Origin of the sequence: Bacillus sp. ABP14, from assembly GCF_001831375.1 — a bacterium.
Classification (GTDB): domain Bacteria; phylum Bacillota; class Bacilli; order Bacillales; family Bacillaceae_G; genus Bacillus_A; species Bacillus_A paranthracis.
Genome location: NZ_CP017016.1, coordinates 1671468 through 1696414, shown reverse-complemented (window position 1 = coordinate 1696414; position 24947 = coordinate 1671468). Strand labels below are relative to the sequence as shown.

General features: G+C 34.0%; 24 protein-coding genes and 1 pseudogene. 6 read left to right on the top strand and 19 right to left on the bottom strand.

Going from position 1 to position 24947, the window contains the following annotated elements; translation table 11 throughout:
• Positions 1–12 precede the first annotated feature (12 nt).
• The 5 genes from BGI23_RS08925 to BGI23_RS08905 form a co-directional block, all read right to left on the bottom strand.
• Complete coding sequence (locus BGI23_RS08925; RefSeq protein ID WP_070805718.1) at positions 13–945, bottom strand: response regulator; 933 nt, start codon at positions 943–945, stop codon at positions 13–15.
• Between the two features lie 2 nt (positions 946–947).
• Positions 948–2246 carry a sensor histidine kinase gene (locus BGI23_RS08920; protein WP_083322689.1) on the bottom strand — a complete coding sequence of 433 codons (1299 nt, stop codon included), beginning with the start codon at positions 2244–2246 and terminating at the stop codon, positions 948–950.
• 65 nt (positions 2247–2311) lie between these two features.
• A complete protein-coding gene (malS, locus tag BGI23_RS08915; protein ID WP_070807288.1) occupies positions 2312–4024 on the bottom strand; it encodes an oxaloacetate-decarboxylating malate dehydrogenase in 1713 nt (570 codons plus the stop codon).
• 75 nt (positions 4025–4099) lie between these two features.
• Positions 4100–5539, bottom strand: a complete 1440-nt coding sequence (gene aspA, locus BGI23_RS08910) for an aspartate ammonia-lyase (RefSeq protein WP_070805716.1) — start codon at positions 5537–5539, stop codon at positions 4100–4102.
• Between the two features lie 24 nt (positions 5540–5563).
• Positions 5564–6835: a cation:dicarboxylate symporter family transporter gene (locus tag BGI23_RS08905; protein ID WP_000713288.1), complete on the bottom strand. Its 1272-nt coding sequence runs from the start codon at positions 6833–6835 to the stop codon at positions 5564–5566.
• A gap of 376 nt (positions 6836–7211) precedes the next feature.
• On the opposite strand from BGI23_RS08905, the gene pyrH reads away from it, so the two are divergent.
• Positions 7212–7955: a UMP kinase gene (pyrH, locus tag BGI23_RS08900; RefSeq protein WP_070805715.1), complete on the top strand. Its 744-nt coding sequence runs from the start codon at positions 7212–7214 to the stop codon at positions 7953–7955.
• 54 nt (positions 7956–8009) lie between these two features.
• Here the strand turns inward: pyrH and BGI23_RS08895 are convergent, their stop codons facing one another.
• From BGI23_RS08895 to BGI23_RS08870, 6 genes are all read right to left on the bottom strand, one after another.
• Positions 8010–9221: a phospholipase D-like domain-containing protein gene (locus tag BGI23_RS08895; protein ID WP_070805714.1), complete on the bottom strand. Its 1212-nt coding sequence runs from the start codon at positions 9219–9221 to the stop codon at positions 8010–8012.
• A gap of 111 nt (positions 9222–9332) precedes the next feature.
• Positions 9333–10478 (bottom strand): ABC transporter permease, encoded by a 1146-nt coding sequence (locus BGI23_RS08890; protein WP_000651868.1) that lies wholly within the window; start codon positions 10476–10478, stop codon positions 9333–9335.
• 1 nt (position 10479) lies between these two features.
• Positions 10480–11589 (bottom strand): ABC transporter permease, encoded by a 1110-nt coding sequence (locus tag BGI23_RS08885; protein WP_070805713.1) that lies wholly within the window; start codon positions 11587–11589, stop codon positions 10480–10482.
• Positions 11590–11626: 37 nt separating this feature from the next.
• Positions 11627–12565: an ABC transporter ATP-binding protein gene (locus BGI23_RS08880; RefSeq protein WP_070805712.1), complete on the bottom strand. Its 939-nt coding sequence runs from the start codon at positions 12563–12565 to the stop codon at positions 11627–11629.
• Between the two features lie 123 nt (positions 12566–12688).
• Positions 12689–13789 carry a sensor histidine kinase gene (locus BGI23_RS08875; RefSeq protein ID WP_070805711.1) on the bottom strand — a complete coding sequence of 367 codons (1101 nt, stop codon included), beginning with the start codon at positions 13787–13789 and terminating at the stop codon, positions 12689–12691.
• A gap of 4 nt (positions 13790–13793) precedes the next feature.
• Complete coding sequence (locus BGI23_RS08870; protein WP_070805710.1) at positions 13794–14432, bottom strand: response regulator transcription factor; 639 nt, start codon at positions 14430–14432, stop codon at positions 13794–13796.
• Between the two features lie 283 nt (positions 14433–14715).
• Here BGI23_RS08870 and BGI23_RS08865 point away from each other — a divergent pair, with 283 nt between their 5' ends.
• Genes BGI23_RS08865 through exsE form a run of 4 tightly spaced genes read left to right on the top strand, consistent with a single transcriptional unit; the run spans position 14716 to position 17654 of the window.
• On the top strand, positions 14716–15198 hold the full coding sequence (locus BGI23_RS08865; RefSeq protein ID WP_265153271.1) for an RNA polymerase sigma factor: 483 nt from the start codon (positions 14716–14718) through the stop codon (positions 15196–15198).
• Positions 15195–15638 carry a hypothetical protein gene (locus BGI23_RS08860; RefSeq protein ID WP_070805709.1) on the top strand — a complete coding sequence of 148 codons (444 nt, stop codon included), beginning with the start codon at positions 15195–15197 and terminating at the stop codon, positions 15636–15638. Before BGI23_RS08865 ends, BGI23_RS08860 begins: the two co-directional genes overlap by 4 nt.
• Positions 15631–16701 carry a hypothetical protein gene (locus tag BGI23_RS08855; RefSeq protein ID WP_070805708.1) on the top strand — a complete coding sequence of 357 codons (1071 nt, stop codon included), beginning with the start codon at positions 15631–15633 and terminating at the stop codon, positions 16699–16701. Before BGI23_RS08860 ends, BGI23_RS08855 begins: the two co-directional genes overlap by 8 nt.
• Positions 16698–17654, top strand: coding sequence for an exosporium protein ExsE (gene exsE / locus BGI23_RS08850; RefSeq protein ID WP_044790512.1), 957 nt, complete (start codon positions 16698–16700; stop codon positions 17652–17654). Before BGI23_RS08855 ends, exsE begins: the two co-directional genes overlap by 4 nt.
• Positions 17655–17686: 32 nt before the next feature.
• Here exsE and BGI23_RS08845 read toward each other — a convergent pair whose 3' ends face one another.
• The 8 genes and pseudogenes from BGI23_RS08845 to BGI23_RS08810 all read right to left on the bottom strand — a co-directional run bounded on the left by BGI23_RS08845 (position 17687) and on the right by BGI23_RS08810 (position 23790).
• On the bottom strand, positions 17687–18934 hold the full coding sequence (locus tag BGI23_RS08845; RefSeq protein WP_070805707.1) for a DUF445 domain-containing protein: 1248 nt from the start codon (positions 18932–18934) through the stop codon (positions 17687–17689).
• A gap of 163 nt (positions 18935–19097) precedes the next feature.
• Positions 19098–19850, bottom strand: a pseudogene (locus tag BGI23_RS08840) (D-serine ammonia-lyase); the annotation flags it as partial.
• Between the two features lie 460 nt (positions 19851–20310).
• A complete protein-coding gene (gene dltD, locus BGI23_RS08835) occupies positions 20311–21486 on the bottom strand; it encodes a D-alanyl-lipoteichoic acid biosynthesis protein DltD (protein WP_000812862.1) in 1176 nt (391 codons plus the stop codon).
• A complete protein-coding gene (gene dltC, locus BGI23_RS08830; protein ID WP_000807386.1) occupies positions 21483–21722 on the bottom strand; it encodes a D-alanine--poly(phosphoribitol) ligase subunit DltC in 240 nt (79 codons plus the stop codon). The genes dltD and dltC overlap by 4 nt, the downstream gene beginning before the upstream one ends.
• Before the next feature lie 32 nt (positions 21723–21754).
• Complete coding sequence (locus BGI23_RS08825; protein WP_044790516.1) at positions 21755–22402, bottom strand: glycoside hydrolase family 18 protein; 648 nt, start codon at positions 22400–22402, stop codon at positions 21755–21757.
• 148 nt (positions 22403–22550) lie between these two features.
• On the bottom strand, positions 22551–22892 hold the full coding sequence (locus BGI23_RS08820; protein ID WP_041184198.1) for a DMT family transporter: 342 nt from the start codon (positions 22890–22892) through the stop codon (positions 22551–22553).
• Positions 22893–22915: 23 nt separating this feature from the next.
• Positions 22916–23239 (bottom strand): DMT family transporter, encoded by a 324-nt coding sequence (locus tag BGI23_RS08815; protein WP_000995315.1) that lies wholly within the window; start codon positions 23237–23239, stop codon positions 22916–22918.
• Positions 23240–23241: 2 nt separating this feature from the next.
• The gene (locus BGI23_RS08810; RefSeq protein ID WP_000949575.1) at positions 23242–23790 is read right to left on the bottom strand and encodes a TetR/AcrR family transcriptional regulator; all 549 of its coding nucleotides are present in this window, start codon (positions 23788–23790) and stop codon (positions 23242–23244) included.
• Between the two features lie 856 nt (positions 23791–24646).
• Here BGI23_RS08810 and BGI23_RS08805 point away from each other — a divergent pair.
• A complete protein-coding gene (locus BGI23_RS08805) occupies positions 24647–24874 on the top strand; it encodes a DUF3139 domain-containing protein (protein WP_000726844.1) in 228 nt (75 codons plus the stop codon).
• Positions 24875–24947: the final 73 nt, after the last annotated feature.

Here is a 24947-nt window from a genome sequence, read left to right as displayed (position 1 = left end):
ATAAGCACCTTTTCACTCTATCTCCATCAGTCGTTTCGCCTCAAAATACAACACTTGAATAAATTTTTTCGTATTAATTCGTATATGGCCAGAAGTCGCTACCCCATCCTTTGTCATTTCTGTCATCCGTTTTCTAACTACAGTGAAATCAAAAAACTTCGGAGCATAACTTTCAAATTTCGGATTTGAAAAGTCTGTTAGTCCAAGGGAAGCTAAATGATTTAATGATTGATAAATTGCTCTTCTTACACGTTGTTCAGATGCTTTTTTCTCCTTCTCTATATCTGCATCTGAAGCTAGTTCCCCTAATTTTTTTACTGTTATTTGGTGAAAGATATCTTTTAAAGCAGGAAATCCAAACTCAAATGTTTGCGCCTTTTCTTGTCCATATAAATATTCCAGCATACTAAGTAAATCTTTACTTCCATTCTCTCCCGCAATACCGAGTTCTGATAGTAAGAAGCGTCCTGAATCTGATATCTTTTTCCCTTCTTGCACTGTTTCACTACGCATTTGCGGCTTTTCCCACTGAAACACATTATTCAATGATTTTTGAATGTCATATATAGAACGTTCCAAACGAATACGTTCTATCACTTTTCGTACAACAGATACTACTTCTATTTTGTTTAGTGGTTTTGTAATATAATATTCCACACCAAGTGTATATGCCTCACCAATGAGCTGTTTCGATTCAACTTGGGAAATCATAACAATTTTCCCAGTAAATGAAGATGCTATATGGCGAACTGTTTCAATGCCATCTCTCATCGGCATTAATAAATCAATAAATAAAATATCCACTTTTTTATAATTTAGCTGTTCCGCTTCAATAAACGCTCCATCTTCCGATTCTCCAATTACTTCCCCAAGATCGCCATCCTCAATAATTTGCGAAAGCATCGAACGAAAAACTTCATCATCATCTACAATATAATAAAACAAACCTATTCCCCTTCCCGCTTTAAACTGCACTCCGGTAAACAAACGATAAACTTACACCCTTTCCCATTTTCATTGTCTTCTAACCTTACTTCTCCGCCGAGCTCTGTTACCATTTCGTCTATGTAAGAAAGTCCAATACCTGTGGACGGTGTTCCTGTTTGATCATACTTTGAAGTAAACCCAGGCTTAAATACTAATTTCTTATACTTTTGTGCAATACCAGGGCCATCGTCAATTACTTCAAAGATTACATTTGGTTCTCTTTTATATAACTTAATACGAATGAGACCTCTATCTTCAATTGCTTCAACTGCATTCGCAACTAAGTTATTAAAAATTGATAGCACTGTATACACGTGATATGCAGCATGCTCGCCTTCTATATGTTTAGAAAAACGTATATCTTTCTCTAGCATTTCAGCATACTTTTCATTTATTCTTGCAATCATTTCTGTAAGCTCATGACCTTCTACGTATTCAGCCACATTTTTATCTAATAACAGTTTAGATAACCCTGCAAAAATTCTTTGATTATCTTTTTTTATTTCATGCACTTCTCCTGCTATTTTCAATGCTGTTTTACTGCTGGAATCATCATTCGCTTGTAAATTCCGATATAATTGATACGCTTCTTGTGTAATTAATTCTGCATTTTGTAACGTTTTTTTCAAATGAACAGATTCTACATATAAATTTGAAAGGTGCATGAACATTTTTTCATTTTCTTTTCGAACTTGTGATTCTTTTAATTTCGTTTCATATAAATTCATCATATTTAAAAAGCCAAGTGCAAAGAAGCTACGGAAAATAGCAATAATGATGAGTTTATTTACTTCAGAAATTGTTATTGTTGTACCTAGTACTAACATGTGATAAAACGCAAGTTCCGACATACTTGCAACAATTTCAATTGAAATTCCAAGGCACCCAATAACAATTGGCTTCTGATGAAACTTATTCACCCTACAAAGTGAAAAAAGACTTCCATAAATAAAATAATAAAAGAACACAGGATAACGCAAATAAAATGATTCTGTCATATGAAATGAGCCTTGCATGACCCAGTCAAGGCATACGCGGAATAAGACTACACATATACCGACAAGAATACCTGCAGCAGCTGCTGGTATTCTTCTTAAAAATAGTAATAAAAAGAAGAATAACGGCGTCCCAAAGCTAACCCGAAACGTATCATTAAAAGGATGAAAATTAAGCTCTCCTGCAATCGGAACAACTACCATTAATATAATTAAAAGGGATATATCTTTCTTCCATAATTGATTCCAACTCAAAGGTGCCACTTCCTATACTCTTTTTTTCAGTAATAAAAGTGAAAGCCCGCTTATATTATAAACGGGCTTTATTTCTATATTCTAACCTTTTCTACCGCTTTTATTTGGCGATACTCAGGCTCCCAGATTGCTTCTTTCACTGCAATCTTAATATCGTTATCACTTAAGTTCTCTCTAGCTACACCTTCTGCAACAGCAACTTTCGCTACTTCAATTGCTACCATTTCCGAGATATTACGTAATTCTTCAACTTCTGGCAAAATAGGTGCTCCTGGCTGACTTGTGTCCACCATACTTGCAACTGCTTCAGCTGCTGCTGCGAACATTCCATCCGTCATAACGCTTGCACGTACGACAATTGTTCCAAGACCAAGACCTGGGAAAATAAGTGCATTATTTGATTGTCCAATCACATACGTTACACCGTTATATGTAACTGGTTCAAATGGACTTCCTGTTGCAACTAACGCTCTTCCTTCTGTCCACTTGATTAAATCCGCTGGTTTTGCTTCAGCAAGTGGCGTCGGGTTCGACATCGGTAAAATGATTGGTCTTTCTACGTGAGAAGCCATTTCTTTAACAATCTCTTCTTTAAATGCGCCTGCAACAGTTGATGTACCGATTAAAATTGTCGGTTTTACATGTTTCACAACTTCAGCAAGTCCGATTACACCATTTTGCTTCCACTCACTTACTTCCGCTTCTTTTCTTGCATACGGAATTTGGAAATCAAGAAGATCTTTCATATTATCTGTAACTAATCCGTTACGATCAATACACCAGAAACGCTTATACGATTCTTCTTCTGATACACCTACGCGGACCATTGCATCTCTAACTTGATCTGCGATACCGATTCCAGCCGTACCAGCACCAAATACAACAACGCGGTGTTCACTTAGTGGTACACCCGAAGCTTTCACTGCCGATAGCACAGCAGCAAGTGAAACTGCACCTGTACCTTGAATATCATCATTAAACGTACAAATATCATGACGATATTTATCTAGAATTTTTCGTGCATTTCTAGAACTAAAGTCTTCCCAATGTAAAAGTGCTTTCGGGAATTGGTTACTTACCGCTTGTACAAACGTATCAATAAATTCATCGTAAGCTTCACCAGTTATACGAGGATGACGATTTCCAATATAAAATGGATTGTCTAATAATTCTTCACGATTTGTACCTACATCTAAAATTACCGGTAATACGCGGCTAGGATCGATTCCAACTGCTGCCGTATAAACAGCTAATTTTCCGATTGCGATGTTAATACCACCAACGCCCCAGTCACCAATTCCTAATATACCTTCTCCATCTGTTACAACGACTAAATCAATATTTTCTGCTGTTGCACCAATATTGGCAAACGCTTCTTCAATACCTGACGGATCGTTAATTGATAAATACACACCTCGTGGTTTACGATATTCATGACTATATCTTTGAATCGCTACACCAACAGTTGGTGTATATACGATTGGTAACATTTCGCGTAAATGATCTGTTAAAATACGATAAAATAATACTTCATTTCGATCATGTAACGCTGTTAAGTATACATTCTTTAATAAATCATCCGGCTGAGAACAAAATTGTTCGTATGCTCGGCGTGCTTGTTCTTCCAATGTTAAAACTGCTGGCGGTAATAACCCTTTTAAACCTAATTCTTCTCTTTCTTCTTGCGTGAAAGCGACCCCTTTATTTAAAAGCGGTGTTGATAATACTTCTACTCCTCTTAATGTCGTTTCTAATGAACCATTAGAAGCTACTGTAAACTTGCTCATAACATCCCTACCTCTATTCATATATAGCATTTCTATATTGTAAACAAAAAAGAGGGGCTTGTCCCCCCTCTTCTTTTAATTTTTCTTTAAAAGAGTTGCTCCTGCAATCCCTGGGTGTGTCATTTCGAATGGATCTAGAATTAATTCTAAGTCTTCTTGTGACAGTACACCATTTTTCACACAAAGTTCTCGAACGGATTGCCCTGTCGCGATTGCTTCTTTCGCAACGCGAGCTGCTGCTTCATAACCGATATGAGGGTTCACGGCTGTAATAATTCCTACACTCTTCTCAACATACTCTTTTAAGCGATCTTCATTCGATTCAATTCCTTTTAAGCAATTGTCTGTAAAGGCACGGAAACCGTTATTCATAATACTAATTGATTGAAGTAAGTTGAAAACAAGTACTGGTTCCATAACGTTTAATTCTAATTGTCCTGCTTCTGAAGCAAGGCAAATTGTATGGTCGTTACCAATGACTTGGAACGCAATTTGATTAATTACTTCTGGCATAACAGGATTTACTTTTCCTGGCATAATAGATGAACCTGGTTGACGAGCTGGTAGCATAATTTCCGCTAAGCCAACGCGTGGACCTGATGCCATTAAGCGAAGGTCATTTGCAATTTTAGACATATTCATCATACATACTTTAAGTGCTGCTGATACTTCTGTGTATGCATCCGTATTTTGCGTTGCATCTACTAAGTCTTCTGCACCAACAAGTGGTAGTTCACTAATTGCAGCTAAATGTTTTACAACTGCTTCAATATATTCTGGATCTGCATTTAAACCTGTACCAACTGCAGTTGCCCCCATGTTCACTTCATATAAGTGTTGACGTGATTGCTGAATTCGTTTCATATCACGTTCAAGTACACGAGAGTATGCTTTAAATTCTTGTCCAAGACGAATTGGCACAGCATCTTGTAAATGTGTACGACCCATTTTAATCACATGATCGAACTGTTCTGCTTTTAATTCAAATACATCGTGCATATAACCCATCGTTTGTAATAAACCTTCTAATGCGTTTAATGTTGCGATATGAATCGCCGTTGGGAATGCATCGTTTGTTGATTGTGCCATGTTTACATGACTATTTGGACTAATATAATGATAGTCTCCCTTTTCCATCCCTAATAATTCAAGCGCACGATTGGCAATGACTTCATTTGCATTCATGTTCATTGAAGTACCTGCTCCGCCTTGGATTGGATCTACGATAAAATGATCATGCCATTTTCCATCGAGAATTTCTTGAGCAGCTTCTGCGATCGCGCCGCCCTTGTTCAATTCCAATCTTCCTACATCTGTATTCGCAAGCGCTGCAGCTTTTTTTACAACTGCGAACGCTCTAATTAAACCTTCATGGATTTTGTATCCTGTAATTGGAAAGTTTTCAACTGCACGCATTGTTTGTACGCCGTAGTATGCATAGTTTGGTACTTCTTTTTCACCTAAAAAGTCTTTTTCAATTCGAACACCATTTTTAACTTCAGTTAATGTTGCCATACTTATCCACTCCTTAACGATTTCTTATGCTGCTTTTGTTTCTTTGACTGTTTCTACATATTGTTTTGCTTTCTCATTATCGAATTCGCCTTCCCACTTCGACATAACAATGGCCGCTAATGCATTTCCTAATACATTGACAGATGAGCGAATCATATCTAAAATGCGGTCAATTCCCGCAATTAACGCGATACCTTCTAGTGGTAACCCCATTGAACCTAACGTTGCTAATACAACAACGAACGATGCACCTGGAACTCCCGCCATACCTTTGGATGTTAACATGAGAACGAATAATAACGTTATTTGCTCTGTCAGTGACATGTGCACACCGTACATTTGTGCAACAAACAATGCCGCTAACGCTTGATAAATAGCCGATCCAGTCAAGTTAAATGTATAACCTGTCGGAATTACGAAAGAGGCAACTGCCTTTGGACAACCGAACTCTTCCATTTTTCTCATTATATTAGGTAAAACAGCTTCTGAACTTGCTGTCGTAAATGAAAGAATTAGTTCTTCTTTTAAAATTTTCATTAATGTAAAAATATTTACGCCAACCATTCGTGCATTAATACCTAATACAATCACAACGAATAGTATAACAGTTACGTATACAGCTAGCACTAGTTTTCCTAAAGGAAGTAATGTTGCTACACCAAATTTTGCAACCGTAACCGCAATTAATGCGAATACACCAAATGGTGCAAATTTCATAACTTGATTTGTAACCCAAAACATCGCTTCGAGTACACCTTCAAAGAAGTTAAAGACAGGCTTTCCTTTTTCCCCAATTGCCGCAACTCCTAAACCGAATAATACTGAGAAGAAAATAATCGGTAATAAGTCACCTTGTGCAATCGATTCAAATACGTTTTTTGGTACAATGTGAACAATTGTATCAGCAAAACCTTTCTTCTCGGTTGCATCGGCTGTTTGTTTATAAGAAGAAATATCACTTTGCTGTAAGTTATTCATATCAACGCCAGTACCCGGTTGGAATATATTTGCCGCAAGTAATCCCATTAAAATAGCAATCGTCGTAATAATTTCGAAATAAAGAATTGTCTTACCGCCCAGTTTTCCAAGCTTTTTCATATCTCCTACACCAGCTACTGCAACAATTAATGCTGAAATAACAATTGGTACTACAATCATCTTAATTAAGTGAATAAATATATCCCCAATTGGTGTGATATAAGAAATCGCCGTTTTATTGCCATAAAAGACTGCCCCTACTACAATCCCTAAAACAAGCGCGACAAAAATTTGTGTTGCCAATCCGAATTTTTTCATTTATGTTCATCCCCTTCATGCGAACGCTTTCAATTTGAATTTATAAAAGCTACTCACACATCTTATAAGCGAACCTACAAAATCATACAAAAACCTACAAGTTCGTCATAAAAAATTCAAATATTTTTCTTCTTTTTTTCATTGACACCATTTTGTTAAAAAACTATAAAATATACTTGATAAGTAATCAGATTGTTTCGTATAATCAAAAAGATATATACTTACAACAAATCAAAATGAAAAGGAGTGGATGATATGAAAAATTATGTGCAAAAATTCGTTCTATCTTCTTCTTTTCTTTTTCATTTTCTTAAAAAGGAACAAAGGCATTTGCCTTTGTTCCTTTTTAATTGCGATCTATATAGGGGGAATTGTTATGAAGCCATATAAACGTGTCTTAATTAAATTAAGCGGCGGTGCACTTGCCGATCAAACCGGAAATAGCTTTAACTCCAAACGATTAGAACATATCGCAAACGAAATTTTATCCATTGTTGATTTAGGTATCGAAGTATCCATCGTCATCGGTGGCGGGAACATTTTTAGAGGTCATCTAGCGGAAGAATGGGGAATCGATCGTGTAGAAGCTGACAATATCGGTACGTTAGGTACAATCATTAACAGCTTAATGCTACGCGGCGTTTTAACAAGTAAAACAAATACAGAAGTGCGCGTTATGACTTCCATCCCGTTTAATGCTGTAGCTGAACCATACATTCGCCTACGTGCAGTCCACCATTTAGATAACGGGTATATCGTTATTTTTGGAGGTGGTAACGGGCAACCGTTCGTTACGACAGATTACCCAAGTGTTCAAAGGGCTATTGAAATGAATAGTGACGCCATATTAGTTGCAAAACAAGGAGTCGACGGCGTTTTTACTAGTGATCCAAAACATAATAAAGCAGCAAAAATGTATCGAAAACTAAACTATAACGATGTTGTTAGGCAAAACATTCAAGTAATGGATCAAGCTGCTTTATTGCTTGCCCGTGATTATAATTTACCAGCACACGTCTTTAACTTTGATGAGCCTGGAGTAATGAAAAGAATTTGCTTAGGTGAACATGTGGGGACGTTGATTAATGATGATGCTTCATTGCTTGTGCATGAAAAATAATTATTTCCCATCAAAAAAGGGCGTCTTTTCTAGACACCCTTTCTTCCTTTATCATCACAAATAAAAATCAACCCATCCCGCAAATTTCTCCTTACAACGATCCCAAAAAGATAACTTCTCAAAAAATTCTTTCCTCATTTCTTTTGAATCACGAAAATCCTCTGTTAACGCCTTATTAACTTGCCCTACAATAGGACCGCCATGAATATAAAAATTCATTTCATCATTTATATTGAAGCTACGCGAAGTAAAGTTTGTTGTGCCAATAACGGTTAATTCATTATCAATAAGCATTAATTTTCCATGGAACATTCCTTTTTTATACCCATATACAGTAATCCCATTATTAACAGCTTGACGTATATATGGATACGCCGCTTCTTTTATAAGAGGTAAATCTGGTTTATATGACCAAAGTATTTTTACTGTAACACCACGCTTTTGTGCTGCAATTAAAGCATTCATTGATTCTTTATTTTTCGCTATAAAATACGGCGTTGCAATTACAATGGAGTGCTGAGCTTGTTTAATGAGCTCTATATATTTTTCAGCAACGTAATGCCCATTGTAACTCGTCATAGTATGTAATGTATTCCCTTTACTAGCTTTATTCGTACTCCTCTTTATCTCTTCTTTCGTATCTCGTTTCCAATCTAAAGCAAATTGTTCTTCTAAATCTTTTGCGCCTTCTCCTTTTATCCGTACATGATAGTCTCGCCAGTACCCAAAGTGTTTATCTTTCCCTAAGTACTCATCCCCTATATTAAAACCACCCGTATAACCAATCTCCCCATCAATTGTCGTAATACGGCGATGATTACGATGGTGAAGTGAATAAAACCCGAATGGTAATTCAGGTTTTCTACTATACGTAAAATGTACACCACTTTCCCGCAATTCATTTATCATCTTTCTTTCAAATGATAAATCATTAATGCGATCCACTGATAAATAGACGTTTACTCCTTCTTTTGCCTTCTCTTTTAATAAATTTAAAAAAGTATGGCTACTTTTATCATCCGACAAAATGAAGAAATACGTGTAAATGAAGCTTTTGGCTTCTCTTATATCAGTAAATAATTGTTTATAAAAAGACTTCCCTTCTACATATAATTGAAAGTCACTATGATGAGGTGCATACTCTGTCGGCATGTTTTTCCCAGCTTCCATTTTCCTTCCTAAGGTAACGTCAATATGCATCCAAATTAAAATAAAAACGAAAATAGCAATAATAATAGAAGTAACTCGCAATATTTTTTTAATCATTTTAATTTCCTTCCGCTCGTTTTCTTTCCGCCTTTCTATTTTGTCATTCAAATTTAGATTTCATGCTTCATACAAAAAAGGATGTGACTTAACGTCACACCCTTTTTTATATTAAACAAAGTTCCTCGCATCATTATTTCTTCCAAATTTATAAATCGCAATTAAGAAGAATGCAATTGCAAAAGCAAATAAGATTAATATGTTTAAATACAACTCTGAGAACGGTATTCCCTGTTGTAGTTTTGCTATCGTATCTAATAACCAACGCTGCGGAAGAAAATCAGCTACTTTTTGTACCGCCTTTGGCATAATGTCGTACGGGAAATAACATCCAGCAAGCAAACATGTTGGTACTATCACTAAATTTTGCATTGCATTTGAAGCAGCTGAACTTTTTGAGAACGACACAATAACTAATGATAAACCAATTGCAATTAAGGCAAAGATCATTAGCACACCAATCATTACTATGAAAGGCATATTAATATTTGTATGAAAAACATTCGTCAGAAATAATACTGCAATGACAATTTGCAATGTTAATATCATCATATTTACCGCGACGTTGGACAATATAAATTTCTTTCCGTCAATTGGTGTTGATAATAATCTAAAGTACGTTCTATTCTCTTTTTCTTTTAAAATAAATCCTGATAAGTTCACTGCTGAAAACAGCATAAACATAATAAGATAACCCATCGTTTGATTTGTCATATCTTTATTTTTCGATGTATCTTCTAGCGTCTCCGTTTTCATTTTAAATGAACTTTTTTGATACCCTGCGTACATACTATTAAATGCACTTTGATCTGTTCCTGCTACTTTACTAATAGCTGCTACATTATCTATATAGTTGTATAAATATGATTTTATAAACCCCGTTACTTGATCACCTTTAATCGATGCAAGTTCAATATGATCTGGTTCCCCTTCTCGAACACTTTTTGAAAAACCAGAAGCTAATGTAATAACTCCATCAAGTTTTTTGGAAGTGAGTTTATCCTCTACTTCAGACTCCTTAACCTTACTCACATTCACATGATTTAATCCTTCTAAAAACTTTATCGTATCGTTTGCTATCGGCTCATTTTCTTTATTTACAATCCCGATATTTAACGTTCCTTGCCCTGCATTTCCGTATATCGAAAAAGAGATGAGCGTCCCGATTATTGGCAAACTAATAATAATGATTAACCCTTTTTTATTTTTCAAAAGTACAGATAACGTTTTTTGTATGAGCCATAAAATATCTTTCATACTATAGCCCCTCCCGTCTACGTAATGCAATAATTGCAATTAATAAAAAGAGTGCTGATATTCCAATGTTTAAAGAAATGACTGGTAGTGCTGCCCCTACATCATTCGCATAAATAATTTTCATAACAGCTGTGTTTGCCCACGTTAATGGTGATAAATTCGTAACGAAATTTTCTTCTATTACGAAATATGCACCGCCAAAAATAGAAGCTAATTGCACTACCACCATAATAATTGCTCTAGACGCTTCAGGTGTTTTTGTAATATATCCAATCCCTAAACCGAAGCTAATTGCTAGAAAGACTTCTGTTAATAAAATAAGAAATATGATTCCAAGATGATCGCCCCAATTCGCTTGAAAGACAAATTTACTAAATAACATGACGAGCAATATGCACAGGGCGTTTGCTACAAGACTACCAAGCACTTTCCCAATGAAAATTTCAGCCTTACTTATAGGAGCAGCAATGAGACGATCTCCTGTTTTACGTATTCGTTCTCCTCGAATTAAAGAACTGGCTCCCATCGCAGCATATAATGCAATCATCGTCGTCATTACAATTGCATAGTAATCCATAGAACCTGGTTTTTTCGCAGCTTGTAAAGATGTTTCTTTTATATAATCATTATGATTTCCATTTGAAATAACTGCGCTCACCTTACTAGAGTCTACTTTTGCAACTTCGATTACTACATTGTACTTATCAACAAACGTTGTAAGCATGCCTTCCACAATACTTCCCTCAATACTACTTTTGTCACTTCCATACAATTTTGCGCCATCTTTATTTAACTCTACATAAGCAGCATATTTATTTTGCTTCACTTCTTCTTTCCCATCTATACTGCCAGAAGCTTTTTTAAAATGAATACCCGATTTATCAACTTCTTTCGTAAATGCTTCAAATGCTTGAGAAAATGTGCTACTTGCTTCATCTTTATATAGCACCTGTATGTTTTTAATTGAATGACTATCACTATTAAACGCATTACTTAATGCTGTACCTAACACGAGCATGAGCACAATCGGAAATGCTAACATAAAAACTAAAGTTCTTACGTCCCTGAAATCTCTTTTCATATGCATAATTGCAATATTGAAGATGTTCAATTGATGAACCTCCCTTTACCTTTTCTTCATTTACATTTTATTTATCTCGTAAGTTTCTTCCAGTCAACGTAAGGAATACTGTTTCTAAGTTTGGAGCCTGCTCCTCTAACGAACGAATTTCAATGTCATGATTAATAAAGTGCTGAATAATTTTATTTAAATTGTTTAACCCTGCATCCGAGTTTACTTTAATTACGTTCTCATCAATTTGAACAGCTTTCACTCCATTTATTTCTTTTAACTGTTCTACATCTAAATTTTCTACTGACTTCACTTCAATCCAAATGTCTTTCGTATCAGTAATAATCGCTTTTAACTGTTCTTTCGTGCCTTCTGCAATTACTTTACCGTGATCAACAATTGCGATTTTCGTACAAATCTCTTCTACTTCTTCCATGTAGTGACTCGTGTAAATAATCGTGCTTCCCATTTCATTTAATTTTCGAACAGACTGGAGAATATAATTTCTTGACTGTGGATCAATTCCAACTGTCGGCTCATCCATAATAATTAACTTCGGTCTATGTGCAATCGCACAAGCAATATTCAGTCTTCGCTTCATCCCACCAGAAAAGTTCTTTGGATAGCTTTTCTGTTTATCGCTAAGTCCTACAAATTGAAGTGCTTCCTCTACCCTTGCTTTTAGTTCGGCCCCTCTTAACCCGTACAGTCCAGCAAAGAATTTCACATTTTCATAGGCAGTTAACTCTTCATAAATCGCAATATCTTGCGGAACGATACCGATATTCATCTTCGCAAATCGATTATGTTTCTTTATATTTTTTCCTAATATGCTAATTTCACCTTCATTACTTCTTAGCAAACCAGCAATCATATTTATCGTTGTACTTTTACCAGCACCATTTGATCCTAAAAAGCCAAATATCTCTCCTTCTTTAATAGATAAAGACATATTATCTACCGCGATGAAATCACCAAACTTTTTCGTTAAATTTTTAATTTCTAATGTATTCATCATTTCACCCCTATTTCGGTTTCTCTGCTCTTAGTATAAACAAAAAGAATGAACCTGCTCAGTGCAGAAGTTCATTCTTTTCACATGAGATTATTCACTTTTTTCATATGAGATGATTCATTCTCATATCGGCAGCAACATTGTTACTGAAAAACCACTTGTTCCCTCTACAATAATTTTACCATTTACAGACGCCGTTCGTTCCTCCATCCCCATAATACCGAGACCTTTTTTAACAAGCACTGCACCTTTTCCGTTATCCTTCACTTGTACCTTTACCATCTTGTTCAGTACATGAATATCGATTGAAATGACTGTCGCATCAGCATATTTCATCGCATTTGTTAATGCCTCCGTGACATTTTCACCGATAATCTTCCACTGTATAGGAGAAATCATATCTAAATTCCCTTTATAAACGAAAGGAATATTCACATCATGCTTACCGGCAAATTCCTCTATGAATAATTTCATACGATGAATACCAATTTGCTCAGTTGGTGGTTTCATATTTTTTAATGTAATCCGAATGCTTTCAATTCCATCTTTCGAAATATGAATTGCATTTTGTAATAACTCAGCAGATTTTTCTTTATCTATCGCCATTAATCTCTTTGCTGCTTCCATTTGAATTAGCGCACCCGTCATCGAATGACCAATTTTATCATGAATTTCTTGAGAAAGTCGATTTCTCTCTTCTAACTTAAATGTGTATTCTGATTGCCTTATATACTCTTTATTTTCATGTAAGCTTTTCGTCAATCGCTGCATATCTTTTCGCATCTTATCATTTTGTGATTCAAGTTTTAATACACGCGATATATACCGTTCTGCCATGGTTAATACGAGAAAAGAAAATGCAACAATTAATCCATATGTCATTCGAATACTTTCATCTGTAAATATAATAGGAATCATCATCATGATGAAGAGTTGCCATTTCTTCTCTATATAACGGAATATAAGTTCATATAAGTTCACTGGTAAAAACAAAATAAAGAACGAATGAATCTTCCATGTAAATAACATAACTAGACCAATTGATACGCAAGTTAATATGTTTTTGTACGTATCTGTTTTAAATATAGAGATCAGCACGTTTACAGAAAGATATAAAAGCAAAGTAAGTATAATCCATGGTAAGTTCTCTACATTTAAATAAATGTAACTAAACACAATATATATAAAGACAATTAATTTACTTACAATTAACCAAAATTCCATATCTTTAATCTACTTTCCCTGTTAAGTAATAAATTGCAATTTGTGTGCGATGTTCCAGTCCGGTTTTCCCTAAAACTGATGTAATATAATTTGCAATTGTTCCTTCTGATATGAAAAGTTGCTTCGAGATTTCTTTATTCGAAAAGCCTTTTGCAATTAATGCGATAATGCTCAGCTCTCTTTCAGTAAAAAGACTTGTATCTATTTTACATTCTTCCTCTTTACTTTCCATTAAATTAGACTTAATTTTATCGAGAACTACATCTTGCATAACAGTTTGGCCGTTATATACTCCTTTTATCGCATCACGAATACGCTCCGGATCATTATTTTTTAATAAATAACCTTTTGCACCGTTCTTCACTGCGTCCAAAATATATTCATCATCATCAAACGTCGTTAAAATTAGTGGCTTCGTTTTCGTCTCTTCACAAATGAATTTCGTCGCCTCTACCCCGTTCATATTTGGCATACGAACATCTAAAAGGGCGATATCAATGTCGTTCTTTTTGCAATAGTCCACTGCTTCTCTCCCATCATTTACTGTATCTACCACTTCGAACTCTTCATATGTATTTAAAATAATTTTCATGCCTTCTCTAATAAAAGAATTATCATCTGCTATTAATATTTTTATTTTCATGTTTGTTAGTATGGACATTCCCCTACTAACATTCACATCCTTTCTTCCTATAACATTTCCCACTTGCTCATTATATACTTCTCTTTACCATTTTTTCACACCTTTTTTCATATAGCCTCCTTTCTAAAAATATATTATTCTTTTTTTACAACATGTGTAGGGGGACCAGTCATTTCTTACGTCTATATAATAGAATGCGTCAAAAAGGAGGGAGAGACCCATTGAGGAAAAACAATTAATTGAAAAAGCACAGCAAGGAAGCGAACATGCTTTTCGTATCCTTGTGCAAACATATCGTCACTATATTTTCCAAGTTATCTTTTCTATTTTAAGACATGAAGAAGATGCGAAAGATGTTACACAAGAAGTATTCGTAAAAATTCACGCCTCTCTCCCAAATTATCAATTTCGCGGATTAAAAACGTGGATGGCACGTATTGCCACCAATCACGCTATTGATTATAAGAGAAAAAAAGCTAGAGAAAACGAAGAACTCTCCTTATGTAAAGAAACTGAGGAAAATATAAAATCCTCTCAAAATATTGAGGCTTTATTATTGACGAAAGAGCAAAAATTACTCATTGCTCAAAAACTGAGAGAACTTCCTGAAAATTATCGTGACGTCGTTCTCGCACATTACTTAGAAGAAAAAAGTTATCACGAAATTGCTTTGCAGGAAAACATCGAAGTGAAAACAGTCGAAATGAAACTGTATCGGGCAAGAAAATGGATTAAAAAACATTGGAAGGAGGAAGAGTTTCTATGACACATTATTCAAAAGAAGCTTGGCGCAATTATACTTTAGATTGTATAGAAAGCAATGAACGTGAATCTATGGAAGAACACCTTTATGAATGTGATCATTGTTTAGCACTTTATATGGAAAGTATTGATGAACAGCATGAAAACCTTCCAATGATAAATGATGATTCATTTACGAATGAAGTTATGACGCAAATTGATTTTGAAACGCTACAACCTAATGAAAATATAAAAACAAACTCATTAAAGCGAACGATTATTCACTACATAATTGCAACCGCGGCTACAATTATTTTTATGGTAAGTGGTTTATTCCAATATATTTTCACAGCGACATCAAATTTCGAGAAATCTTCAAAACATAACGAGTCTTCTATCTCACAACAAATTGTAAACAAATCGGTAGACACATCAAAAAAGGACGGAGGTTCAAAGCATGAATAAAAATCCCTTTTTAGCACTTGTATTAGGGCTAATTCCTGGGCTTGGACATTTATATTTAAAGAAATTGGGACGATTTATTTTATATAGCGGAGGTGCTGTATTTCTATTTATCTTTGCAGCATTTTGTACAATAGCATTGGGAGCGCGTGATATTGCTTTTCTTTCACTATTTTTATTATTCGTGTTATGGGCAATCAATTTATTAGATTTAGTTATCACCATTATTAATCAATCAAAAAAACAAGCAACCGGAGAATTGACAGAGTCCTCCAAAGAGAGCGAACGATTTTATATCATTCTTCTATCCATCATCCCTGGACTTGGACATTTTCAATTAGGGCTTATGCAACGTGGACTTACATTTTTAGTAGCTTGTACAGGAATCGGAAGTATGATTATTTTCGTTGCACTTTTAACATCGCAAGAAAGTTTTCTTATCTTCCTTATTACGTTACCTGTTTTATGGATTTACAATTTCTTCGATGTTGTTCAGCAACTCCAGAAAAAAGAACGTGGCGAGCAACTAGATGATCGTACTATTTTCGAAGAGTTTGAAGAGCATCGTGAACAAGGAAAGAAGAATAAAACATTCGCTTCTATTTTAGCGATGTTCCCCGGAGCGGGACATATGTATTTAGGCTTACAACGCCGCGGCCTTCAGCTTATGGCAGCCTTTTTACTTTCTATCTATTTACTTGACTTATTAAGACTTTCTGCGTTTTTATTTTTAGTTCCAATCATTTGGTTCTATAGCTTCTTTGACGCTTTACAGCAAACTGCAAAGTATGGAAAAGAACGTGTACATGACGAACCTATCATTGATTATTTTATCAATCATCAAAGATGGATCGGTATTGGGTTAATTACACTCGGTGGTTATTATTTATTAGATCAAACACTCCTTCCTATTTTGAATGATTACTTTGCAACTATATTTAACATTCATCTTAGTGAGCTATATTATCGCTATTTCCAAACATCTATCGTTGCACTCCTCTTAATTGGTGGTGGCTTTAAATTGTTACTTGGAAATAAAGAAAACAAAGGTGGTACGAAAGAATGAGAACATGGCGCGTTGGAACATTTTCAATGGGGCTTTCTATTATTGCATTAGGTTGCTTCTTACTATTTTCAGTTATAAAAGGTACTGAGGTATTAGATTCCTTAACAGCATGGTGGCCTGTTTTACTTATTATACTTGGCGTGGAAATTTTACTTTACCTTCTAATTTCTAAGAAGGAACAATCATTTATTAAATATGATATTTTTAGTATTTTCTTTATCGGTGTTTTAGGAAGTGTTGGCATTGCTTTTTACTGTTTATTATCAACTGGATTACTAGATGAGGTTCGTCATTCTATTCATACCACTCGCCAAACGAGTAATATTCCAAGTGGACAACTTAATATACCTGAATCTATAAAGAAAATTGTAGTGGATGCAGGACAGCACCCTCTAACAATAGAGGGAAATGATACAAATCAAATTCATCTTCTTGGAACATATGAAATGACGACGAAAGCTAATGAAAAACTTAATTTAAAACAAGAAGATTTTCTTTCCGTTCAAACAGCCGGGGAAACAATGTATATCACTTTAAAATCATTACCAGTTCAACATACGTTATGGAATTCCGCACCACAGGTCAAACCGACACTCGTTCTTCCACAAAATAAAAATGTAGAAGTTCGTGCTTCAAATAACGAACTATCCCTTTATCCAGGGCAATTACAAAATAATTGGTTTGTACAAGAAAGCTCAAGAGTGTCTGTCCATCTTGCAAAAGAGAGTGATGTATTTTTAACAGCAGTAACAAATCAAAAAGAACCACATGGTAGCACACCTTGGGAACAAGTTGAAGATGTAACAAAAAAAGAAGAGAATACTTCAGAAGAAAATCCAGAATTAAACGGGCAAGAACATTGGTATAAAAATTCGATTAAAACTGGAAATGGCACATACAAGTTAAATATTGAGAAAGCTTACAATTTAAATATGAGCGTTATTGAAAAATAAAAAAAACCTTCCGCAATTGCGGAAGGTTTTTCTCATATAATCGCTTTAATTCCCTCTAACACTAAGCCAATCATAAATCCGCAAACAGCTCCGTTTACTCGGATCCATTGCAAATCTTTACCGACGTTATTTTCAATCATTTCAATTAACGTTTTATCATCTAACTTATCAAGATTTTCTTGCACAAGCTTTCCGATTTTCGAATGGTTATTCTCAACAAGCTTCACAACTTGTTTTTGTAACCAATCTTCTATTTTTTGAACAGTCACTTCGTCATCTTTTATTTTATTCATTTGTTTTTGTAAAAATGGAATAACATACTTATCCGCAAATTCTTCATTGTTTACAAAGGCAACTGCTTTTTGTTGTACTTGCTCAAGCATTTCTTTTATTTTTTCAGTACCATCCCAATTTGCAATCCACTTTTCTTTCCATTTTTCTAATTCCTGTAGCAACGCTTCATTTTCTTTTACATTTATAATTTCTTGACGAATTTTCGCTAATATAAGTTGTCTCGTGCTATTATCAGCATCTTGTAAGCTGTTAATATTACTAATAATAAACTTCTGCAAAATGCCGCCAATTTTATCTTCATCTACAATATTCATAAATGATTTCAAAGTAAACTGCAAGAATCCATCTACTTTTATATTTTCCATCGCCTTCATACCTAAGCTTCCGAGTTGGTAACGCGCTTCATCTTGCGCTGTCCAGTCTTTCACTTTTACTAATATGTAATCAAGTGTCTTTTCATCATATTCTTGCACAACTAATTGATCAACAAGCACTTGTAAAATGTTACTTGTATTCATTGTATGCAAATATGTTTTTAATTCTTTTTCAATAATAACCGCTAATTTTTCCGTATCTATTGAAACAATCGCTTTCTCCGCAATCGTTACAATCCCTTTTTTCACAGCATCAGACTGCATTTCTCTCTCTGCAATTTGCAGCACCATTTGTGCTAGCTGCATTTCTTTTACTTTATTCGTAATACTTTCTTTCGTTAGCCACTCATTTTCTAACGTATTGATGAGCCCTTTCGTTACTCTCTTTCGGTTTTTAGGTAACAAAGCTGTATGCGGAATTGGAATTCCCATCGGGTGACGGAATAAAGCTGTAACTGCGAACCAATCCGCAAGTCCACCAACTAACCCAGCTTCAAATCCACCTTGAATAATCTCACCAGCTACCGACCCTTGAAAAGGAATAGAAGCCGCAAAACCTACCCCCATAACCCCAAGCGAAATACCCGCTATATATTTAGTCTGTAATGACATCGTATACACATCCTCTTATTATGTAAAATAAAGCTTTTTGTTGTATTTATACAATATTAATTATCCTTTATATATACTATAAAGAACTATTGTGAAAATAACAAAGATTTTTATGTACATGAAAGAATGAGGCTATAATTAGCCTCATTCTTCTTATTGGTGCTTATTCCGAACTTTTCTTATAATATCCATTCATCACATCTTTCGGAACCATACTACCGCCTGTTCCCCACACAATATGAGTACCTTTCTTCATCTTCTCTATTAACTGTTGCTTTTGTAAATACGCATCTTCTGTACATACTTTCACTGGTCCTATCATACCGGCTAATGCAGAAGGCTCTAAATAAATATTTTCCGTATCAGCTAGTTCTTTTAATAATCTATATAACTCTTCATCACTTACTGTGTAATCTCCACTCAAAAATGGTTCTATCGTTTTACCGACAAATCCAGACGGTCTTCCTACCGCTAGTCCGTCCGCGTCTGTTACATTATCAATTCCGATATCTTGAACGGCAATTTTATCATGAAGTCCTGTCATTAACCCAAGTAACATACATGGTGAATGTGTTGGCTCTGCAAAGAAACAGTGTACGTTGTCTTTATACAATAACTTCAAACCAAATGCGACTCCGCCAGGCTCGCCCCCTACTCCGCATGGTAGATAAACGAATAACGGATGTTCTTCATCCACTACAATCTCTAACTCTTCTAATTGTTTTTGTAAACGCGATGCTGCTACTGCGTATCCTAAAAATAAATCATGTGAGTTTTCATCATCTACAAAATAACAGCTAGGATCTGCATCTGCTTGCCTTCTTCCTTCTTCTACAGCTTTACTGTAATCAGCTTCATATTCAATAACATTTACACCTTTACTTCTTAATAAATCTTTTTTCCATTCTTTTGCGTCTTACAAGCTGTAAAATCTTATATAAGAAATTTAGAACAACAATAAATATTTCTTAAGAAGAAAAAGCGTAGGAATTTAATCTTTCTACGCTTTTTAAAATATTCAATTTAGATATTCATTTCCATGAAATGACTACATGCACTATCAACTTAATAGAAATTTATATTATTATTTTAAATAAAGACAATCTTTCAGAAATACGTTATATTCCATATGAATTTATATAGAAAACATAATTAAAGGAGAACTGAACTTGATAAGACATATAGCTAGTTTCTTACTAGGAACATTTGTTATGATAATTGGTTCCTTATATATTATGAAGCCGGTTAATCATTTCACTATTTTGGAACGCTTCTCTTACAGAGAATATTTTTGAGATTCATTTTTCACCATGATATTTTTTTACTTAAATAGAGTAACAGAAAGCATCATTTATGTTAAATCCAATTAATAATCATTATTTATTTTGATAGAATTTTTGAATTTCCTCATCAAAATATACCCAACCCTTCCAACCTATATGAATTGTATCTTTTAAAAAATACTTATCATATTCATGGTTAGAAAAATCTACAATGGGGAATCCAGCCCTTTTGATTTGTGCATATATTTTGTTATAATACTCATCACGTCGCTCTTTTGGAACGCCTGCATAATCATACCATGGTCCATTAAATGGAACGGATATAAAGAGTGGTTTTGCTTTCTTTTGTTTTAAAATATCTAATATAAGTTGAAAATCTTGATATTCGGGTGATTCCGTATATGACTCATGCGCTCGATAACCTTTTAAGTTATCTAACTTACTTTTAATATTTTTGTTATAGTAATGATTTACAATACCAAATGCATTAGAATCCGATTCCATTTCTCCAGTATTCTCCGCATGGTTACGAATTTTTTCCCAGGTAAGCAATCTTAATTCAGGATCAACATTTGCCTTACGAGATTTAATATCAAATATTGACATCATTAAGTCTTTGCGATCTAAGATATTACGGTATAGATATGCAAACGGCTTAGAAATCGTAGATTTTAGGGAATGAATTGTGTCATTATATACAATACCCTCTAATGAGTTTTTTAACAGTTTATCTTTTTGTACAATCTCGAATTCTAAAAGGCGTTTAGCGATCTGTCTTTTCATCTCAGGTTGTAATTCATCATTGAAAAGAAAATGATAGGCCTGTTGAGATGAAAAATTTGGTGCGAAGTGTAATTCATCCAAGCCTTCTTTCACAAACCATTGTGGTGAGAGTACAAATACCATTTTTCGGTTTTCTAAATTATCCATTAATGCAGAAAGACTTAGTACATGAGTCAAACTTTGTGTTCCACCTCGTCCAACTAAAAAAGGGATAAAGCCTTGATTGTTAATCTTAAAATAGTTTGAGGGGTGGTACACATCTAAACGTGAAAACTCTGATGAGCCATACATAGGAAGATATTTCTGATCCATTAGCATTTTTTGCTGTAAAACAATTCCTTGAAACATCTCTTTTTTTAGTGAAGTGGTTGCATCTTCAACCTTTTGTTCACTAACTAATGGCGTAAGAAAGCAAAGTGGAATCAATAACATTCCAAAAAAGAGAAATAAAGCTAAAAATAGCGGACCAAACTTTGGTTGCTTCATCTCATTTCTCCCAGTTTACTAACGATCATGTTTGGCGTTGTCCAATGATCGCGCTCAAAATCAGAAATAGATAATTCAATACCCAAACGATCTTGAAACTCTACTAATAAGGACACCGTACCAAAGGAATCAAGAATACCCTCTTCAAATAGTTCAACATCTAGATTTTCTTTTACTATGCCGGTTTCACATATTTCTTCTAAAATATCTAATACTTTATTTCTAAATTCAGCCATTTACTTATTTTCCCCTTATTATCTACTATATTTTACTCTTTTTCTTTTATAGGAACCATTGCAAGAACTGATAGTTCTGCATTCATTAAATCTTTTATCACTTGATGAGAAGCATATACTGGTAGCGAAACAATAAACCCATCATCTACTTTTGTAATGTCTTTTTGTGTAACGTACTCCAGAAATACTTTATTTGCGGCCGCTACAAATTCTTCATCCCCTGTTCCATCAGGGTATGATACACCGATTTCTCCTAACATAATATAATATTGCTTTTTAATACCAGTCATATCCATTGGGTCAATAGATTGAATCGTGTAATTTACCATTTCAGATTTTACTTTCCTTTCAGGAATATCTAAGTCAAAAAACTCTCCAGCTTCTTCTAAAATAATATCTATATCTTTAATTGTTCTTATTGCATTAGTTGCTTCTTTAAAAGACATTAGTTGATCTGTTGATAAAATAATGTTTTCTGCATTTTTCTTAAACTGTAGATTTTCTAAAATCTCTTCCATTTCTTCTACATTTTCCAGAAACAACATGTCTTTCTCCATATGGAGATTTAATTCTTTTAAATTCATCAAATACATTTGTGAATATTTTAAATTCATCTCTTTCATTTCACGCAATTTTTCTAGGAATTTTAACACCTTGGCTTTACGATATGTTTCTGCCATCACTTTCACCTCTTAATATATTTTGTATACAGACGGTATACATTTCGTATACATAATGTATACGATATATATTAGGTTTGCAAGGATTAATTTTTCTTTTAGACAATATAAAATAAAGTTGTAGTTTAAAAAAAATCTAACATTAAAACTACCTTTGATTTTCTACTTCTGATTTACCTTGTGAGTTTACTAATACAACCCCAACTATAATTGTTACGATACCCCCAAAAATAAAAACATTAAAATGTTCGTCCCAAACTAAAACTCCAATTAATGCTGTTAATACGGTTCCTACCCCTGACCAAATTGCATATCCTATACTTAAAGGAATGGTCTTAAGGGCAAGTGACACGAAGTAAAACGAAAGCCCAAAACCAAGAATTACCCCAATAGAAGGGAGCAAATTTGTAAAAGCCTCAGACATTTTTAACATAGAAGTTGCAAATACCTCTGTGATAATAGCAATCGCTAAAGCAATATAACTTTTCATATTCTTTTCTCCTTTCATCATAATCAATGACTCCCTCCAAATTTTAAAATCATAACTCCTCCTATAATAAAAAGTAGGCCAAGTAACTTTTTAGGGTTCTTATTTTCTTTAAATATCGTCATTCCTATCAACGCTGTAAAAGCTGTTCCTAATCCGCCCCATATCGCATAAGCTGTACCTATTGGTAGTGTTTTGAGTGATAAGGAGAGAATATAAAAAGCTAATCCATATCCAATTGCGACGCCAAGTGAAGGGAAAAGCTTCTTAAATCCATTTGAGGATTTCAACATGGAAGCGCCAAATACTTCACAAAGAACCGACGTAATTAATAATATATAAGCATTCATTTTTATTCCTCATTTCTTGTCATATCAACTAATTGTTCAATTACTTTTTGCTGCATTTCTTTATCTAAAGGAGCTACATTTAACAATTGTGAATAATAAAGACCATCTATCGCTAATCGAATAATAGTTGCAGTTATAGGATTTAACCCATCCTGCTCTGTTTTTGCTAAAACGGACTGATAACTTTCGATTATACTTTTAGCCACATCTGGGTTTAACAAAGAGGTTGCAAGTATTCCTGTGTTTAATTGAGCATTATGTTCTAAGTCAGATTCAGCAACTGAAAGTAATGCACGGGACCATTTCCCTAATGAAATTGGATCGCTCTCAGCTTGTTTATAGATAGCAAGTTCATATTCATGGCAAATATATTCTGCTATCCCCTTTAATAAAGATTCTTTATTTGGAAAATGATGTAATAACCCCCCTTTACTAATACCCGCTTTCTTAGCTATAGCATCCAAAGTCACAGCATGAATCCCATTTTCGGTTATAAATTCACTAGTGGTATCTAATATAAGTTTTCTTTTTAGGTCAGATTTTGATAGCATATTTTACTTTCTCCTTTCTTTTATAGGTTTATTCAAATCTCCCAGAATAAAAAACCGTCTGGTTGGTCTTTTTTAAGATACAATTTGTCCTCTAGTTTGTCAATTCATAATTTTTTTCTTTGATTTTAGAAAAACCTTATTTATTTTTTGATTATTCCTCCTAAGGAAAGATGAACAAAAAAAAACAATATATGTACAAAAAGTAATGTTTTCTATATGTGTTATAAAGTTAAAAGAATGTGGGCATTTTTTAGTGTTCAGAAAATTGTATGTTTATGAACAGAGGGTGAAAATCAATAATATCAACGTTTTTTATCTATAATCGTGTTCATAAAGCGTGTAAATAAATGTTCAATTAAACTTGATTTTTTTCTTTTTGAACATGTAATTATCTATGAAAATCCTTTAAAGATAAGGTTTTGTAGTCCTTAGCGTACAATTTTCCCGAAATGATATGGTGACCCCTATATGACTATGATATTAACCTTTGGATGATTGCAATGCTTATATTTTGCATTTTTTCTGCGATTTCTGTTCTTATATTTAAGTTACCTAATTTTTGTAGGAACAAAAGCACTCATATGAAAAAATATAGTCAAATAAATAAGCGAAAAAAAGCAAGGAGAAGGCGTCGTAAATAATTTTTTTTATGTTAGGGTTTTTACTTCTAAAAATATCTTAGTATATAATAGCCGCGTTTTTACGTTGGTACCCCTTAATGTAAAATCGAAATAATGTCGTACCGTTTATAAAAAAATTGAATCAAAATGTTATTATTTCAGTTTTTCTTCTTCCGCTAACAGGAAGTTCAGTCCAATAAACGATGTTATAATTTAAATCAATTAGGGGGATAGATTTGAAAAAGAAAATTATTATTCTTTTATGCTTGTTAATTTTTTGTTTGTTAATAGCATATTATTTTTATCAAAATAATCAAAATGAAGAATTCGTTAGATGGGGCGATAGTATACATACTGTCGACACTGAAAAATTGAAAGAGAATGATATTGAATACAAAATTGAAAACGGTAAAGTTTATATTCCAAAAAGTTCTCTTAGAAAAGCAACATTTTGCTGTTCCTAATAATAATACAGAGTTAAGTTATATTTCTAATACACAAAAAAGATGTAGATTATTCTACATCTCTTTTTTATTT